The following is a 15,295-nucleotide window of genomic DNA, read 5'->3' as shown; positions in this document are numbered from 1 at the left end:
GTCGCCGTGGGTCGGGGCGAACCCCGTAGATTGGCCACCTGGAAGCAAGGAAGGGCATGCATCTGAGCGAGCTGAGCCATCCGAATCAGCTGCACGGCCTGAGCACCGCAGAACTCGAGGCCATGGCTCGCCAGATCCGCGAGAAGCACCTGGAGGTGGTGGCCACCAGCGGCGGGCACCTGGGTCCGGGCCTGGGGGTCGTGGAACTCACCCTCGCCCTCTATCAGACCCTCGACCTGGAGCACGACCGGGTGGTGTGGGATGTGGGCCACCAGGCCTATCCCCACAAGCTGGTGACGGGCCGTTACAAGGATTTCCACACCCTGCGCCAGCAGGGCGGCGTGGCGGGTTACCTCAAGCGCAGTGAGAGCCGCTTCGACCACTTCGGCGCCGGCCACGCCTCCACCAGCATCTCGGCCGCCCTGGGCATGGCCCTGGCCCGCGACCGTCGCGGTGAAGATTTCAAATGCGTCGCCGTGATCGGTGACGGCGCCCTCACCGGCGGCATGGCCCTGGAGGCGATCAACCATGCCGGCCACCTGCCGCGCACCAAGCTGCTGGTGGTGCTGAACGACAACGACATGTCGATCTCACCGCCGGTGGGGGCCCTGTCCACCCACCTCAACCGCATGCGGCTCAGCAAGCCGGTGCAGTTCCTCTCCGGCAGCGCCGAGGAGGCGGTGAAGCACCTGCCCTTCCTGCACGGGGAGCTGCCCACCGAGCTCAAGACCCTCAAAGAGAGCATGAAGCGGCTGGCGGTGCCCAAGGTGGGGGCCGTGTTCGAGGAGCTGGGCTTCACCTACGTGGGCCCGATCGACGGCCACGACATCCCCGAGATGGTCCGCACCTTCCAGGCGGCCCACCGCTGCGAGGGCCCGGTGCTGGTGCACGTGGCCACCACCAAGGGCAAGGGCTACCCCTACGCCGAGGCCGACCAGGTCGGCTACCACGCCCAGTCGGCCTTCGACCTGGCCACCGGCAAGGCCTACCCCTCCAGCAAGCCCAAGCCCCCCAGCTGGAGCAAGGTGTTCGGCCAGACGCTGGTCAAGATCTGCGAGCAGGATTCCCGGGTGGTGGGCATCACCGCCGCCATGGCCACCGGCACGGGTCTGGACCTGCTGGAGAAGGCCCTGCCCCAGCAGTACTTCGACGTCGGCATCGCCGAGCAGCACGCCGTCACCATGGCGGCCGGCATGGCCTGTGAGGGCCTGCGGCCGGTGGTGGCGATCTACAGCACCTTCCTGCAGCGGGCCTACGACCAGCTCATCCACGACGTGGGCATCCAGAAGCTGCCGGTCACCTTCGTGCTCGACCGGGCCGGCATCGTCGGCGCCGACGGCCCCACCCACCAGGGCCAGTACGACATCAGCTACCTGCGGGCCGTGCCCAATTTCACGGTCATGGCCCCGAAGGACGAGGCCGAACTGCAGCGCATGCTCGTCACCTCGATCGCCCACGACGGCCCCTGTGCCATCCGCATCCCCCGCGGCGAAGGGGAGGGCGTGCCGCTGATGGACGAGGGCTGGCAGCCCCTGGAGATCGGCCGCGGTGAGCTGCTCACCGACGGCGATGACGTGCTGATCGTGGCCTACGGCGCCATGGTGGCTCCGGCGATGGCCACCGCCGGTCTGCTGCAGGAGAAGGGTCTGCGGGCGGCGGTGGTCAATGCCCGCTTCCTGCGGCCCCTCGACGAGGCGCTGATCCTGCCCCTGGCCCGCCGCATCGGCCGGGTCGTGACGATGGAGGAGGGGGCCCTGCCCGGTGGTTTCGGTGCCGCCGTGGTGGAATCCCTCAACGACCACGATCTTCCCGTGCCGGTGCTGCGTATCGGCATCCCCGATGTCCTGGTGGACCACGCCAGCCCCGACCAGAGCAAGGAGAAGCTGGGGCTGACCCCCTCCCAGATGGCCGACCGCATCCTCGAGCGCTTCGGGCCCGTCTTCCGCGCCACCGTTCCCACCGCCCTTGCCGTCTGAGTCGTCCCTCCGCTGCCAGGTGCTGGTGGTGGGGGCCGGACCGTCCGGCGGTGACCTGGCCCGGCGTCTGGCCCTCCAGGGGGTGGATGTGGTGCTGGTCGACCGGCTCGACGACTTGAGCCGCTCCGCCTTCAGCAGCGCCGCCCTGCCGATCGAGACCATGACCAGCCTGGGCCTGCCGGCGGAGGTGGTGGGCAGCCGCTGGCGGGAATGGCAGCTGATCGGGCCCGGGGCCGCCACCCGGCGCTGGGCCGCCCCGCAGCCCCTCGGGGTGGTGCTGGATTTCGGCGCCCTGCGCCGCTGGCAGGCCGACCAGTGCCGCCGCTGGGGCGCCCGGTTGCACCTGGGCGTCCACGCCTGCTCCAGCCGCCAGGAGGGCGAGCAGGTGGTGACCATGCTGCGCCGTTCCGACGGCAGCACCCTTGAGGTCCGCAGCGACTGGACCGTGGATGCCAGCGGCCACGAGCGGGCCCTGCTGGGGGATCCGCCGGTGAGCGACCGCCGCCGCGATGCTCTGGTGCGGGCCGCCGGCCTTGAGTGGCTGCTGCGAGTGTCCCCTTCCTGCTGGGAGCGCTGGGCCGACCGGCTCAGCTTCTGCCTGGGCAGCGACTGGGTGCCCCAGGGCTACGGCTGGATCTTCCCGATGCAGCCCGGGGTGCTGAAGCTCGGTGTCTGCCGGCTGGTGGATGGTCAGCGCCGCCAGCCGCCCCTGGGCGGGCTGATCGCTGACCTGGGCCGCCGGCTGCTGGCGGACGAAGGGGCGGGCGGCGAGCCCTTCGAGGTGCTCGACCGCCACGGCGGCCTGGTGCGCAGCACGATCCGGCGCCGGGAGCCTCACCAGCGGGGCCGCCTGGTGGGGCTGGGGGATGCGGTCAGCACCGCCAACCTGCTCGGCGGCGAAGGGATTCGCCACGCCCTCACCAGCAGCGCCGTACTGGCGCCGCTGCTGCAGCGGGCCCTTATGGGCCCGGGGTGTTCTTCGATGCAGGCGGAGCGAGCCCTGCGGGACTACGCGCCACAGCTGCGACGTGCCCTGGGCTGGCGCTGGTCGCTCAGCGGCCGGCTGGCACGGCGCACCTGGCTGGGCCTGCACGGGCCCGGGGCCGATGGCCGTCTGGACCGGGTGTTGCGGGGGCTGGAGAGCCGCAGGGCGGAGGATCTCTCAGCCCTGCTGTTCGGCTATCGGTTCGAGCGGTACGGCCTCAGGGCGATGCCGTACCTGCTCGGCTGGCGCTGAGAGCTCAGAGAACGCCGCGGGAGGCCAGACCCAGGATCGCTCCCATGCCCAGGATGTGACCCAGGCTGGTGGTGCCGAGCATGGCGCCGTGGCTGAAGCCGCCGAAGAAGTTGTCGCTGGGCAGCTTGAGGCCCTCTTTCTGCTGCTGGATGGTGGCCTTGCCGATGGCGATGGCGATGACGTTGCAGACGATCATGACCAGGGCCACCTTCGGGGACCAGCTGATCGAAGCGGGAGCCATGGCCAGGAGAGGAGCGATCATGATGCACTTGCCGACGCCCCATCTTCCGGGTCAGGGCGACCTGTGCCCCGCCCACTTAAGACTTGTTGACCTGGGTGCCGGCAGAACCCGCCGCCGGGGGTTCCGCAGGGAGCTGCCGGAACCCCAGGAGCACCACCAGGTTGCTGAGGGTCAGGAAGGCTTCGGCACCGCCGTGCAGGGGATCGACGTCCGCCAGCTGCCGGCCGTAGACCTGCTGGGCCACCACCGCGGCGGCGATCGTGACCGCCACGAACAGCAGGGTCAGCTGGAATCCCCGCAGCGCCAGCCTTGGGAAGGCCCGCACCTGGCGGGCCCACCACAGGAAGGCCAGGTAGGGGAGCAGGGAGAGCACGAAGAACGGGGCCGGGTCGATGGCGCCGAGGCCCTGGAACCAGGCGGCCAGGGGCAGGGTCACGAGGCTTCGTCCTCCGGGGAGAGCCGCTGCTGCCGCAGCAGGTTCCAGGCGGCCAGGGCCATGGCCCCGTTGCCAACGGCGGTGAGGCCGGCCTGCAGCACCACCAGGCCCCTGAGGGCCTCGCTGTTGTCGAACAGATGCCAGGTGCAGGCGGCCATGGCGCTCACCAGCGCCGGCACCATCGCCAGGGCCAGCCAGCGCCAGCCCCCCTCCCGCCGCCGGCTGCCGAAGGCCTGTACGGCCAGGATCGCCAGCATCCACTCCAGCACCGAGGTGATGTGGATCCACCAGGTGGGCAGCGACAGCGCGTGCATGGGCGGGGCCTGGTGCGATCCGTAATGTACGGAGCCGGAACCACCGCTGCGTCGGATGCGTGCTCTGATCTGCGGCTATTACGGAGAGCACAACCTCGGTGACGATGCCCTGCTGGAGGTGCTGCTGGGTCAGCTGCCGGCCGGTTGCCGTCCCCTGGTCACGGCCCATGACCAGGCCCTGGTGCAGGGGCGTTTCGGGGTGGAGACCACCGACCGCCGCCGCCTGAAAGGGGTCCTGGCCGCCCTGGGCCGTTGCGACGCCCTTGTGCTCGGCGGCGGCAGCCTGCTCCAGGACGCCACCAGCTTCCGCAGCCTCCTGTACTACGGCGCCCTGATGCTGGCCGCCCGGAGTCGGGGCAAGCCGGTTCTGCTCTGGGGCCAGGGGCTGGGCCCCCTGCGCCGCCGCCGCAGCCGGCTGCTGGTGCGGGGGCTGCTGCCCCTGGCCACGGCGATCAGCTGGCGGGACCCGGCTTCCGCAGCCCTGGCGAGGGAATGGGGGGTGGCGGCCGGCGTGGGGAGCGATCCGGTCTGGGCCCTGTCCGCAAGGGTCTGGAACGGCAGGGGCGGGCCGATCGTGGTCTGCTTCCGGCCGGTGCGCCAGCTCGATGCCGCGGCCTGGCGGCCCTACCTGCAGGCCCTCGAGGGGCTGGCGGTGGCCGCCGACCGGGAGGTGCTCTGGCTGCCCTTCCACCAGGACCAGGACCGGGGATTGCTGGCCGACCTCAGCGGGCAGGGTCTGGTGGGGCCGGCCCTCGCCGCCCGCAGCCGGGAGCTGGCGGCCGCGACCCCACAGGAGGCCATGGACGCGTTCGTCCAGGCGGGCCTGGTGCTGGCCATGCGGCTGCACGGCCTGATTCTGGCGGCCCTGGCGGGCAGCCCCTGCGCCGCCCTCAGCTACGACCCCAAGGTGGCCGCCGCGGCCGCCGGCATCGGTTGCCCCTGCCACGACCTGGAGGCTGCGCCGCCCCCCGGCCTGCAGCAGAGCTGGGCCGCCGTGCTCGACCAGCCACCGGATCCGGCCGGTATCGCCGCCCTGCGTCAGGAGAGCCAGGTGCACCGGGCGGTGCTGGACACCCTGAAGGGCTGACGGCTCAGCCCGCCGTCTCCCCCTGCAGGCGGGTCAGTTCGGCGAGCACCTCCTGGCTGTGGCCGGACGGTCGCACCGCCACCCAGCTGGCCCGCAGCACCCCGTCCGGGTCGATCAGAAACGTGTGGCGCGCCGAGAACGGCGCCAGCCAGGAGCCGTAGCGGCGGCTGGTGGTCCCGCCCGCATCCGACAACAGCGGGTAGGCCAGACCCTCGCTGCCGCAGAACGACAGGTGCGCCTCCGGGTCATCGGCACTCACCCCCACCACCTCGGCGTTGCGGGCATGGAATCCCTCCAGGTCCCTCTGGAAGCCGCGGGCTTCGAGGGTGCAGCCGCTGGTGAAGTCCTTGGGATAGAAGTACAGGGCCAGCCAGCGGCCCCGGAAGTCCGCCTGGCCCAGGTGCGTCGCCACGACCGTCCCGTCCGCAGACGGGGCAACCCCGTCAAGGTCGAAGGCGGGGGCCGGCTGGCCGATCTCGGGAAGGGTGCCGCCCATTGCCTGGGCTCTGGCTGGCCGGACCAGCAGGCTGAGGGCGGCCAGCAGGGATCCCCCCAGAAACGTGCGACGGTCCACAACCAGGCTTCGATCAGGGCCGGACCCTAGCGGGGCCGGCCGGGGGATCCGTTCAGATCTTGGCCAGATTGACGCCGAGTTCCTTGGCGTAGGCGCCGAGACCCTTCTTCTGGATCGTCTTGAGGGCGCGGGTGGACACGCGCAGCTTCACGAAGCGGTTGCCCTCGGCCCACCACAGGCGCCGCTCCTGCAGATTCACCTGCTGCAGCTTCTTGGTGCGCACGTGGGAATGGCTGACGGCCATGCCGTTGTTGGCGCGCTTGCCGGTGAGCTGACAGACCCGGGACATGACGATGTGACGACGGTGGACGATGCAGGCCTGAGCCAGCCTGCGACTTTACCAAACGGGCCTCTGGCCATGGAGCCGGGCGCCGCTGAGGGGGTCGAACCAGAGTTCATGCTGCCGCTGCCAGCCCAGGCGCGGTTCCGCCGGCAGCGTCAGATCGGGGTCGCTGAGCACCCGCAGGGGCCCCCAGCGGCTGTCAAGCCAGAGAAGCTGCTGGTGGCCCCACCATTCGCGCCGCAGCAGCCGGGCCTCCACCGGCCCCTCCTCGGCCAGATGCAGATGCTCGGGCCGCAGGCCCAGCTGGCGCCCGGGCGCGATCGTCAGCAGGTTGATCGCCGGCCGCCCCAGGAAGCAGGCCACGAAGCGGTTGGCCGGATCGGCATAGAGCTCCCGCGGGCTGCCCACCTGCTGCAGCCGGCCGGCGTCGAGCAGGGCGATGCGGTCGGCCATGCCCACGGCCTCCTGCTGGTCGTGGGTGACGTAGATCACCGGCTGCTCCCGTCCGCACAGCAGCCGCCGCAGTTCCGGTCGCAGCTCCTCCCGCAGCTGGGCGTCGAGGTTGCTCATCGGCTCATCCAGCAGCATGATCCGCGGCTGGCGCAGCAGGGCCCGGGCCAGGGCCACCCGCTGGCGCTGGCCGCCGGAGAGCTGGGCGGGCCGGCGCTGTCGCAGCTCCTCGAGCTGCAGCATCTCGAGCACGGCCCCGAGGCGCCGCTGGCGCTCGGCGGCGGCCACGCCGCGCACCTTCAGCCCCAGTTCCAGGTTGCCCTCGACGCTCAGGTGGGGGTAGAGGGCGTAGCTCTGGAACACCATCGCCACCTGGCGTTCGCCCGGGCTGAGGGCGCCCAGGTCCTGGCCGTCCAGGAGCACCTGGCCGGCACTGGCGGGATCCAGCCCCGCCACCAGACGCAGGGTGGTGGACTTGCCGCAGCCGCTCGGCCCGAGCAGGGCGAGGCATTCGCCGGGGGCGACGGCCAGGTCGAGCCGGTCCAGCAGCCGGCGCCCCCCCACCTCCCGGCACAGCTGGCGCAATTCCAGACCGGCTCCCGTTGCCGCGTTCATCCCTTCACCGCCCCGCGGGTGAGACCCGAGACGATCGGCCGCTGGGCCAGCAGCACCAGCAGCAGCAGGGGCAGGCTGCCCAGCACCGTGGCGGCGGCGAAGGCGCCGTAGGGGATGGTGAACACCGAGCCGCCGCCGATCCGGGCGATGGCGATCGGCAGGGTGAGCAGGTCGTTGCGGCTGATCCAGGTGAGGGCGATGGCGTACTCGTTCCAGCTGGCCAGGAACACCAGGATGCCCGTGCTGGCCAGGGCCGGCCCCAGCAGGGGCAGCAGCACGTGCCGCAGCCGTTGGCCGAGGCCCAGGCCCTCCAGCCGGGCCGCGTCCTCCAGCTCGCCGGGAAGGTCGGCGAAGGCGGCCCGCAGCAGCAGCACCGCCAGCGGCAGCGACAGGCCCGCGTAAGGCAGGCTCAGGGCCAGCAGGTCATTGGCCAGGCCGAAGCGGCGGGCGATCTCCAGCAGTGCCAGGAACAGCAGCACGGTGGGGAACATCGCCGCCCCCACCAGTCCCAGGCCGACGCCCCAGCGCAGCAGGCCGCGCTGCTGCTGCAGCCCATAGGCGCAGGGCACCGCCAGCAGCAGGGTGAGCAGGGTGGTGGCCAGGGCCACCAGGGTGCTGTTGCCCAGGTAGCGCCAGAAGGGCGGGTCGCCGGAGAGCACCAACTGGTAGTTGGCCAGCGTCCAGGGGTTCCCCTCCAGCAGCGGCGCCACCAGTGCCTCGGGGCGCAGCAGGGAGGTGCGCAGCTGCCAGAGCAGCGGCCCCAGGCTCCAGAGCAGCACCAGCAGCCTCATGCGGCCCGCTCCCGCCGCCACAGCAGCCAGCCGCCACCGAGCAGCACCAGCAGCAGCAGGAAGGTGGCGAGCATCACCGTGGCGGCATAGCCGAAGTCGAGGAAGCGCATGGCATTGAGGTAGGCGTAGAGGGCCAGGCTCTCGGTGCTGCCGGCCGGGCCGCCGCCGCTGAGCACCTGGATCAGGTCGAACACCCCCAGGGCCTGGGCCAGCCGGAACAGCAGGGCCAGGGTGAGGTAGGGCACCAGCAGCGGCAGGGTCAGGCGGCGCAGGATCTGCAGACGGCCGGCGCCCTCCAGCCGCAGGGCTTCCTCCAGATCCTCGGGAATGGTCTGGAGTCCGGCCAGGAGCAGCAGGGCCACGAACGGCAGGGTCTTCCAGACATCCGCCAGGACCACGAAGAACCAGGTGGTGGCAGGGGTGGAGAGGAAGCCGTAGCTGCTGCCGCCAAGGGAGCGGATGGCGGCGTTGAGGGGGCCGTGGGGATCATTGAGGATCCAGCGCCAGCCGAGGGCCATCACGGTGGTGGGCAGGGCCCAGGGCAGCAGGGTCAGGGCCCTGAGGGTCCCCCGGCCCCGCAGGGGGCGATGCAGCAGCAGGGCCAGCCCCAGGCCCCCGGCCAGTTCCAGCGCCACCGAGCAGACGGCGAAGCGCAGCGTCTGGACCGCATCCGTCCAGAAGCGGGCGTCATCGAGCAGCCGCCCCCAGTTGGCGCCCCCGTTCGGTACCGGCTCCAGCCCGGTGAGCACCGAACTGGCCTGGAAGCTCAGCCAGCCGTAGCGCAGCAGGGGGTAGACGAACACCGCCGCCAGCAGCAGCAGCGCGGGCGCCATCAGCAGCAGGCTGGCCGCGCGGGGTTTCATCGGTCCACGGCAGGGCGGCCCCCTGCACTCTCGCCTGCAGTGTCGCCCGCCGGTCCCGCCAGCGAGCGCAGCACCTGCAGGCTCTGGCGCTGGGCGGCCGCCATGGTCGGGCCGGGGCCCCCCTGGCCAGTGAGCATGCCGTTCACCTGCCGGGCCAGCAGATCGCTGAGCTGGGCATAGGCCGGCGTGGGCGGACGCAGCTGGGGATGCTGCAGGGCCTGGCGCTGCACCGTCAGCAGCGGGGCACGGCGCTGCAGGTCGGGATCGTCATAGAGCGTGCTCCAGGTGGGGGCATAGCCCTGCTCGATGGCGAGCTGGCGCTGCACCACCGGACCGGTGAGCCAGCGGATCGCCGCCACAGCCTCCTCCTGGTGGGGGCTGCCCTTGATCAGGGAGAGGCCCCAGGTGCCCAGGGTGCCGCCCCCCTGCTCGCCAGGCGCCCCCACCATCGCCGTGACGCCCACCTTGCCCTTCACCGGCCCCCCGCCCTTCTCGATCTCCCGCCAGGCGTAGGGCCAGTTGCGCAGGAAGGCGGCGTCACCGGCGGCGAAGGACTGCAGGGCGTCGTTCTCGGCGTAGCTGGCCACCGCCGGTGGGCTCACCCCGTCCTGCAGCAGTGCCGCGAGCCACCTCGCCGCCGCCACGGCCTCCGGACTGTCCAGCTCCGTGCGCGCGGTGGAACCGTTCCACCAGCGGGCACCGAAGCCGTGCAGCACCTCCACCATCACGCAGCTCAGCCCCTCGTACTGGCGCCCCTGCCAGAGGTAGCCCCAGCGGACCCTGCCGCGGCGCTGCAGGTCCCGGGAGATCGCCACCAGCTCCTCGGTGTCGCGCGGAGGACGCTCCATCAGATCGGTGCGCCAGTAGAGCAGGCCGGTGTCGCCGGTGAGGGGCATGCGCCAGAGGTGGCCGTCGAGGCCGTTGCCCAGGCGGGCGCCGGGCTCCATCGCCGCCAGCACCTCCGGCCCGAACCAGCGCTCCAGGGGCTCGAACCAGCCGGCGGCCACGTACCTCGCCAGCCAGCTGACATCCACCAGCAGCAGGTCGAAGGGGGCCTCCCCCAGCAGCAGGCTGCCGGTGGCCAGATCGGAGATGGTCTCGGTGTCCAGGGGCCCGCGGATCACCTCCAGGGCCACCCCGGCACCGCTGGCGTTGAACTGGGCCACCGGAGCGGCCACCGCATCGGCCAGCGGAGCCGGCATCAGCACCCGGATGGTCACCGGCTCGGCAGCCGCCGCCGGGATGCCCGACTGACCCGCGCTGGGCAGCCCGGAGCTGGAGAGGCCGGATGCGGGCAGCAGCACCAGCAGGACCGTGGCCGACAGGAGGGCCAGCAGGGCGTTCGTCAGCAACTTCGGGAGCGACCGCCACCGCCGCAGACTCGAGAGGGGGGGGGCGGGCCGCCATGGGGGCAGGTTAGGCGGGCTGCCCCGCCAGACCCGCCAGACCCGCCGGCCTCACAGGCCGCGCTGCATCAGCTGTCCCATGAGGTCGGCACTGCGCTGCTGGAAGCCGGCCAGCTGGTTGGGTTCCAGGCCCCCCACGGCCAGGCGTGCCATCTCGTAGACGTGGCGACTCAGATCCTCGGCCAGCTGGAGGCTGGGGGAACTGCCGCCGCCGGTGATCACGGCACCGGAGGACAGCTTCAGCAGGCCCTCCACAAGGGGATGACGGCGGTTGACCAGCAGCACGTGGTGGTCGGGCAGACCCGGCAGCCGCTGCTCCATCAGGGCCCCCATGTCGTTGAGGCGGCGCATCTGCTCCGGCAGCAGGATCAGGGCGGCCGGGGAACCCTCTCCCTTCAGCGACTGCACCTGGACGGTGATCTTGTCGTTGGCGAGGGCGGCCTTGAACAGACCCCGCAGCTTCTCGCCGTTGTCGACGCCGTCGGCATCCGCCAGCTCGCTCTCCGGCTCATGCAGGCTGTCATCGAGTTCGGCGTCGACCCGCTGGAAGCGGAGGTCGCCGTGGCGGGCCTCCAGCCAGGGGATGAACTGGGAATCGATCAGGGTGTCGGCGAGCAGCACCTCGGCCCCCTGCCCCTTCCAGAGGGCCAGGGCCCCGGCCTGACCTGCCTCATCGGTGCAGTAGAGGATGCGGGTGGCGTTGTCGGCCGGCAGCCGGCCGCGGTAGCCGGCCAGGGTGGTGTACGTGCGGCCGTCGGTGGCGACGGGATCGGGGGCCACCTCCGCCTCCCCCTCCGCCGACGGCTCGCTGGCCGCCGCGGTGGTGCCGAACAGGATCAGGTCGGCCACCTGGTCGGCGAACTTGTCGTCCTCCATGGCGCCGATCTTGATGAAGGGGGCCAGGGAATCCCAGATCTCGGCGTAGCGGGCCGGCTCGTCGCGGTGCAGTTCCTTGAGCCGGTCGCCCACCTTCTTGGCCACGAAGCCACCGATCGAGCGCACCCGGCGGTCGGTCTGCAGGGCACTGCGGCTCACGTTGAGGGGGATGTCGGGCGAATCGATCACGCCGCGCAGGGGCAGCAGGTAGCGGGGCACCACCTCCTTGATCGAATCGCTGACGAACACCTGGTTGCAGTAGAGGCGGATTTCACCCTTCTCCCAGTCGGCCCGCCCGGTGATCCTGGGGAAATAGAGAATGCCCTGCAGGTTGTAGGGGTAGTCGGTGCTGAGATGCACCCAGAGCAGGGGATCTCCCTGGAAGGGGTAGAGATAGCGGTAGAGGGCGATGTAGTCGTCGTCGCCCAGATCCCGGGGGCTCTTGCGCCAGGGGGCCTCCCGTTTGTTGACCGTTTCGCCGTCCAGCTGCACCGCCACCGGCAGGAAGTCGCAGTAGGTGGTGATCAGGGTGCGGATTCGGGAGGGCTCGATGTACTCCAGCTCCTCCTCCATCAGATGCAGGATCACGTCGGTGCCGGGTTCGGACCGTTCCGCCCCTTCAAGACTGTAGTTGGGCGAGCCGTCACAGCTCCAGCGCACCGCCTCGGCCTGGGGCCTGGCGCTGAGGCTGACCAGCTCCACCCGGGAGGCCACCATGAAGCTGGAATAGAAGCCCAGGCCGAAGTGGCCGATGATGGCGTCGCTTTCGCTCTTGTACTTCTCGAGGAAGTCCTCGGCGCTGGAGAAGGCCACCTGGTTGATGTAGCGCTTCACCTCATCGGCGGTCATGCCGATGCCGTTGTCACTGATGGTGAGGGTCTTGGCTTCCCGGTCGATGCGGATGGAGATCGTTCCCCCATCCCCCTCGCTGCAGTCGCCGGCCATGGCGGCCATGCGCCGCTTGCTGATGGCATCGACGCCGTTGCTCACCAGTTCCCGGAGGAACACCTCATGGCCGGAATAGACGGCCTTCTTGATGATCGGGAAGATGTTCTCGGTGTGGATCTGAATCTGGCCCTGTTCCAGCACCGTCATGGCGAAAGAGAAGAATCGCCCTGAACCTAGGTGGGGGTGCCCGGCGGCTCAAGGCCGGCGAGGGTGGGGTCTCCGAACCAGCGGGCGTCAGCCGCCGGGCTTCTGCAGGTCGGGCCGCTCCTCGGGCAGGATCGCCCCCGCCACCGGGCACACCTGCAGGCAGATGCCGCAGTCGATGCAGGTGTCGTAGTCGATCCAGTAGAAGGCCGTGCCCTTGCTGTTCGCACCCGCTCCGGGGTGGATGCAGGCCACCGGGCAGGCGTCGACGCAGTCGGCCACGCCCTCACAGACGTTGGTGACGATCGAATGGGCCATCGACGCGAAAGAGCGAGCGGCCGGATCCTAGGCAGCCAGCCACTGGGCACCGCGGCAGCCCCGTTCCGCCGCCAGCTGGTCCGCCGCCGCCTGGTCGGCGCAGGGCTGGGTGCAGAGTTCGGCGGCCTCGCCGCCGCCGTGCAGTTCCGCCATGCGGCGCAGGGCCGCCCCGAGGCCGGCGGCGGTGGCGCTGGCCACCAGCCACGGACCCGGGGGCTCCACGGCGGCCGTGGCGGTCGTCGCCGAATCGAGCAGATCCCGGATGGCTTCCACGTCGAAGCCGAAGCCGGTGCCGGCCGCCTGGGCGGCGTCGCTGCAGAAGCGGCCCACCAGACCGTCGTAGCGGCCGCCGCTGGCGATCGCCACCGGGGCATCGCTGCCCTGGCAGACGAGCTTGAACACCAGCCCGTCGTAGAGATCGAAGTGGGGCTGGAAGGTGGGATCCAGCTGCACCCGCACCCCCAGGGCGCCGGCCGGCTCCTGGACGCTGGCCAGGGTGGCGGCGAGGGACTCCAGCAGCGGTACCGGACCGAGCCACTGCTCCAGCTGGTAGAGCACCCGCACCGGCTCACCCCGCAGGCCGATCAGGGCCATCAGCCGCTGGCGCTGGCTGTCGGGCAGGGAGAGGGCGGCGAGGGCAAGGGGATCGAAGTCGGTGAGGGCATGGCGGGCCGCGGAGCGCTGCTCCGCCGGCACCTGGCTCAGCAGGGCGCTCAGCAGGCCGTGGTGGCCCACCAGCAGGGTGGGGCGGTGCTCGGAGGCGAGCCCCAGGGTCGCCACGGCGGCCAGCAGCAGATGCAGCAGTTCCGTGTCGGCGGCAGGGGAGGGCTCGCCGAGCAGTTCCACCCCGCTCTGCAGCTGTTCGCTGATCCGCTGACCGCCGCCGTCGCCGATGAAGCTGCGGAAGGTGGTGCCGCTGGCCCAGAGCCGCAGGGGGCGGGGGCGGCCGAGCATGCGGGTGCTGGCGGCCCGGGCGATCGGAGCGGTGAGCTCCGGCCGCAGGCCGAGGGGCTCATCGGCCGCCAGCCGCACGAGCTCCCGTTCGGCGATGGCGCCGCCGGCCTCGAGGGTGTCGAGCCGCTCGATGGTGGGCGGTGCCACCTCCTGGTACCCCCAGAGGCGGTACACCGTGGCCAGCAGGTCGCAGAGTCGCCGGTTGCTGTCCACCTGACCCGGGTTGAGGTCCCGGGCGCCGGCGGCAGGTTGGAGGGCCATGGAGGGGAAGGCTCGGGCGGTGGGGTGGGGAGGGGCGGATCCTATGGAGCGTCGGCCGCGCCGCCGGCCGGGTCTCCGGCGGTGGCATCCAGCTCCGGGGCGCCGAAGCTGGCCCCGGTGAGGGGACGGCACTGGGCCAGTCCCTCGATCAGGGGCTGGCGCAGGGAGGGCGTGCAGGCGATCACTCGCCCGTCGGCCAGGTCGAGGGGACCGCCGTCATAGGCGCAGACCTGCCCGCCGGCCTCCTCCACCAGCACCACGCCGGCCACCAGGTCCCAGGGGGAGAGGCCCCGCTCCCAGTAGCCATCGACCCGGCCGGCGGCGACGAAGGCCAGATCGACCGCCGCCGCCCCCGCCCGGCGCACCCCGTGGCTGCGGTGGGTGAACCAGGCGAACTCGGCGTAGTTGTTGTCGAGGCGCCGCACCCGGTCGTACGAGAACCCGGTGGCGAGCAGGGAGTCGGCCAGGGCGCCGCAGTCACTGACGCTCAGCCGTCGGCCGTTGCACCAGGCCCCCCGACCCGGGGCGGCCCAGTAGTGCTCCTCCAGCACCGGCACCTCCAGGGCACCGAGCAGGGGCAGGCCCCGCCAGCTGAGCCCCACGGAGGTGCCGAAGAACGGGAAGCCGTGGGCGTAGTTGGTGGTGCCGTCGAGGGGGTCGACGCACCAGAGCAGATCCCCCTGGCCGGCGAGCTGGCCACTTTCCTCCGCCAGCACGGCCACGGTGGGGCTTCCGGCCGCCAGGACCGCCAGCACGGCCGCCTCGGCCGCCAGATCCGCCTCCGTGACCAGGTTGCCCGCCGTGCCCTTCTCCTTCACCTGCTCCAGCCGGCCGAAGTGGCGCCGGAGTTCACGGCCGCCTGCTTCTGCGGCCTCGCGGGCCACCTGCAGGAGCCGCTCCAGCTCGGGGGCATCAAGGCCGGACCCCTCCAGGGCCCGTTGGCAGAGGGAGCTCATTCGTCGTCCAGGGGCAGGCCGGGACGCACCAGACCACGGCCGAAGAAACGGCCGAACTGGCGGTCGTAGACCTCGTCCTCATCCTGGGTCTCCACCTCCAGGGGGCCGGTGGCCCGGGCCACGCATAGCAGGCCGTAGCCCTCCTCACGCAGCTGCTTGGAGAGGCCGAGGGCCTCCCGCTGGTCGATGCTTCCATCCAGGACCCGCACGGCGCAGGCGGTGCAGCAGCCGTTGCGGCAGCTGAAGGGCAGCGGCTCTCCCTGGGCCTCGAAGCTGCGCAGGATGTACTCCCCTTCCGGAACGTCGAGACGGATGACACGGTTGGCCTGTCGCCAGTGGACCGTGATCGGGTGGGTGCGGGTCATGGGGCGCTGGGGGGCGTGGTGCAGCCCCTGCTACATTGCCATCTGCCCCATTTCGCCGCTGGAGAGGTGGCCGAGTGGTCGAAGGCGCAGCACTGGAAATGCTGTATAGGGGCAACTCTATCGAGGGTTCGAATCCCTCCCTCTCCGTTTGCTGAAGCCGGTCCCCAGGACCGGCTTTTTTTTGCCCTTCGCTACAGGAG

At 71.5% G+C, this 15,295-nt stretch carries 17 protein-coding genes and 1 tRNA gene; 4 read left to right on the top strand and 14 right to left on the bottom strand.

Features of this window, described 5'->3' with window-relative positions; genetic code table 11:
* The first annotated feature begins 56 nt into the window (after positions 1 to 56).
* Positions 57 to 1,976, top strand: coding sequence for a 1-deoxy-D-xylulose-5-phosphate synthase (gene dxs / locus H6G99_RS01675; RefSeq protein ID WP_190609496.1), 1,920 nt, complete (start codon positions 57 to 59; stop codon positions 1,974 to 1,976).
* On the top strand, positions 1,966 to 3,213 hold the full coding sequence (locus H6G99_RS01670) for an NAD(P)/FAD-dependent oxidoreductase (protein ID WP_190609494.1): 1,248 nt from the start codon (positions 1,966 to 1,968) through the stop codon (positions 3,211 to 3,213). The genes dxs and H6G99_RS01670 overlap by 11 nt, the downstream gene beginning before the upstream one ends.
* Positions 3,214 to 3,217: 4 nt before the next feature.
* Here the strand turns inward: H6G99_RS01670 and psaK are convergent, their stop codons facing one another.
* From psaK to H6G99_RS01655, 3 genes are read right to left on the bottom strand one after another with little or no spacing between them, the layout of a single operon-like run.
* Positions 3,218 to 3,475 (bottom strand): photosystem I reaction center subunit PsaK, encoded by a 258-nt coding sequence (gene psaK / locus H6G99_RS01665; protein ID WP_094584626.1) that lies wholly within the window; start codon positions 3,473 to 3,475, stop codon positions 3,218 to 3,220.
* Between the two features lie 55 nt (positions 3,476 to 3,530).
* Complete coding sequence (locus H6G99_RS01660; RefSeq protein ID WP_190609493.1) at positions 3,531 to 3,890, bottom strand: DUF3593 domain-containing protein; 360 nt, start codon at positions 3,888 to 3,890, stop codon at positions 3,531 to 3,533.
* Positions 3,887 to 4,204 (bottom strand): DUF2499 domain-containing protein, encoded by a 318-nt coding sequence (locus H6G99_RS01655; RefSeq protein ID WP_190609491.1) that lies wholly within the window; start codon positions 4,202 to 4,204, stop codon positions 3,887 to 3,889. The genes H6G99_RS01660 and H6G99_RS01655 overlap by 4 nt, the downstream gene beginning before the upstream one ends.
* Before the next feature lie 55 nt (positions 4,205 to 4,259).
* Here H6G99_RS01655 and csaB point away from each other — a divergent pair, with 55 nt between their 5' ends.
* Positions 4,260 to 5,291 (top strand): polysaccharide pyruvyl transferase CsaB, encoded by a 1,032-nt coding sequence (csaB, locus tag H6G99_RS01650; RefSeq protein ID WP_190609489.1) that lies wholly within the window; start codon positions 4,260 to 4,262, stop codon positions 5,289 to 5,291.
* Between the two features lie 4 nt (positions 5,292 to 5,295).
* Here csaB and H6G99_RS01645 read toward each other — a convergent pair whose 3' ends face one another.
* From H6G99_RS01645 to H6G99_RS01595, 11 genes are all read right to left on the bottom strand, one after another.
* Entirely contained in the window at positions 5,296 to 5,865 is a 570-nt protein-coding gene (locus tag H6G99_RS01645) for a peroxiredoxin (protein ID WP_190609488.1), read from the bottom strand.
* 52 nt (positions 5,866 to 5,917) lie between these two features.
* Positions 5,918 to 6,154 carry a 50S ribosomal protein L28 gene (gene rpmB, locus H6G99_RS01640; protein WP_015108262.1) on the bottom strand — a complete coding sequence of 79 codons (237 nt, stop codon included), beginning with the start codon at positions 6,152 to 6,154 and terminating at the stop codon, positions 5,918 to 5,920.
* Between the two features lie 48 nt (positions 6,155 to 6,202).
* Entirely contained in the window at positions 6,203 to 7,213 is a 1,011-nt protein-coding gene (locus H6G99_RS01635; protein ID WP_190609485.1) for an ABC transporter ATP-binding protein, read from the bottom strand.
* Positions 7,210 to 8,004, bottom strand: a complete 795-nt coding sequence (locus H6G99_RS01630) for a carbohydrate ABC transporter permease (RefSeq protein ID WP_190609483.1) — start codon at positions 8,002 to 8,004, stop codon at positions 7,210 to 7,212. The genes H6G99_RS01635 and H6G99_RS01630 overlap by 4 nt, the downstream gene beginning before the upstream one ends.
* Complete coding sequence (locus H6G99_RS01625; protein ID WP_190609481.1) at positions 8,001 to 8,867, bottom strand: carbohydrate ABC transporter permease; 867 nt, start codon at positions 8,865 to 8,867, stop codon at positions 8,001 to 8,003. The genes H6G99_RS01630 and H6G99_RS01625 overlap by 4 nt, the downstream gene beginning before the upstream one ends.
* Complete coding sequence (locus tag H6G99_RS01620) at positions 8,864 to 10,219, bottom strand: extracellular solute-binding protein (RefSeq protein WP_286190925.1); 1,356 nt, start codon at positions 10,217 to 10,219, stop codon at positions 8,864 to 8,866. The genes H6G99_RS01625 and H6G99_RS01620 overlap by 4 nt, the downstream gene beginning before the upstream one ends.
* A 105-nt stretch (positions 10,220 to 10,324) precedes the next feature.
* Positions 10,325 to 12,244: a molecular chaperone HtpG gene (gene htpG / locus H6G99_RS01615; RefSeq protein WP_190609480.1), complete on the bottom strand. Its 1,920-nt coding sequence runs from the start codon at positions 12,242 to 12,244 to the stop codon at positions 10,325 to 10,327.
* Between the two features lie 87 nt (positions 12,245 to 12,331).
* Positions 12,332 to 12,559, bottom strand: a complete 228-nt coding sequence (locus H6G99_RS01610) for a ferredoxin family protein (protein WP_190609478.1) — start codon at positions 12,557 to 12,559, stop codon at positions 12,332 to 12,334.
* Positions 12,560 to 12,586: 27 nt separating this feature from the next.
* Entirely contained in the window at positions 12,587 to 13,774 is a 1,188-nt protein-coding gene (locus H6G99_RS01605) for an ATP phosphoribosyltransferase regulatory subunit (protein ID WP_190609476.1), read from the bottom strand.
* Between the two features lie 41 nt (positions 13,775 to 13,815).
* Positions 13,816 to 14,730 carry an inositol monophosphatase family protein gene (locus tag H6G99_RS01600; RefSeq protein ID WP_190609474.1) on the bottom strand — a complete coding sequence of 305 codons (915 nt, stop codon included), beginning with the start codon at positions 14,728 to 14,730 and terminating at the stop codon, positions 13,816 to 13,818.
* A complete protein-coding gene (locus H6G99_RS01595; RefSeq protein WP_190609472.1) occupies positions 14,727 to 15,095 on the bottom strand; it encodes a 2Fe-2S iron-sulfur cluster-binding protein in 369 nt (122 codons plus the stop codon). Before H6G99_RS01595 ends, H6G99_RS01600 begins: the two co-directional genes overlap by 4 nt.
* 60 nt (positions 15,096 to 15,155) lie before the next feature.
* Here H6G99_RS01595 and H6G99_RS01590 point away from each other — a divergent pair.
* Positions 15,156 to 15,242: transfer RNA gene (locus H6G99_RS01590), tRNA-Ser, on the top strand.
* Positions 15,243 to 15,295: the final 53 nt, after the last annotated feature.

The sequence above is a fragment of the Synechococcus sp. FACHB-909 genome (assembly GCF_014698945.1).
GTDB lineage: Bacteria > Cyanobacteriota > Cyanobacteriia > PCC-6307 > Cyanobiaceae > Cyanobium.
This window is presented reverse-complemented; position numbering and strand designations above follow the sequence as displayed.

Coding starts and splice junctions, on each gene's coding strand:
- H6G99_RS01625 (WP_190609481.1), bottom strand. CDS start 8,867: ATGAAACCCCGCGCGGCCAGCCTGCTGCTGATGGCGCCCGCGCTGCTG.
- H6G99_RS01635 (WP_190609485.1), bottom strand. CDS start 7,213: ATGAACGCGGCAACGGGAGCCGGTCTGGAATTGCGCCAGCTGTGCCGG.
- rpmB (WP_015108262.1), bottom strand. CDS start 6,154: ATGTCCCGGGTCTGTCAGCTCACCGGCAAGCGCGCCAACAACGGCATG.
- H6G99_RS01630 (WP_190609483.1), bottom strand. CDS start 8,004: ATGAGGCTGCTGGTGCTGCTCTGGAGCCTGGGGCCGCTGCTCTGGCAG.
- htpG (WP_190609480.1), bottom strand. CDS start 12,244: ATGACGGTGCTGGAACAGGGCCAGATTCAGATCCACACCGAGAACATC.
- H6G99_RS01595 (WP_190609472.1), bottom strand. CDS start 15,095: ATGACCCGCACCCACCCGATCACGGTCCACTGGCGACAGGCCAACCGT.
- csaB (WP_190609489.1), top strand. CDS start 4,260: ATGCGTGCTCTGATCTGCGGCTATTACGGAGAGCACAACCTCGGTGAC.
- H6G99_RS01605 (WP_190609476.1), bottom strand. CDS start 13,774: ATGGCCCTCCAACCTGCCGCCGGCGCCCGGGACCTCAACCCGGGTCAG.
- dxs (WP_190609496.1), top strand. CDS start 57: ATGCATCTGAGCGAGCTGAGCCATCCGAATCAGCTGCACGGCCTGAGC.
- H6G99_RS01600 (WP_190609474.1), bottom strand. CDS start 14,730: ATGAGCTCCCTCTGCCAACGGGCCCTGGAGGGGTCCGGCCTTGATGCC.
- H6G99_RS01655 (WP_190609491.1), bottom strand. CDS start 4,204: ATGCACGCGCTGTCGCTGCCCACCTGGTGGATCCACATCACCTCGGTG.
- H6G99_RS01610 (WP_190609478.1), bottom strand. CDS start 12,559: ATGGCCCATTCGATCGTCACCAACGTCTGTGAGGGCGTGGCCGACTGC.
- psaK (WP_094584626.1), bottom strand. CDS start 3,475: ATGATCGCTCCTCTCCTGGCCATGGCTCCCGCTTCGATCAGCTGGTCC.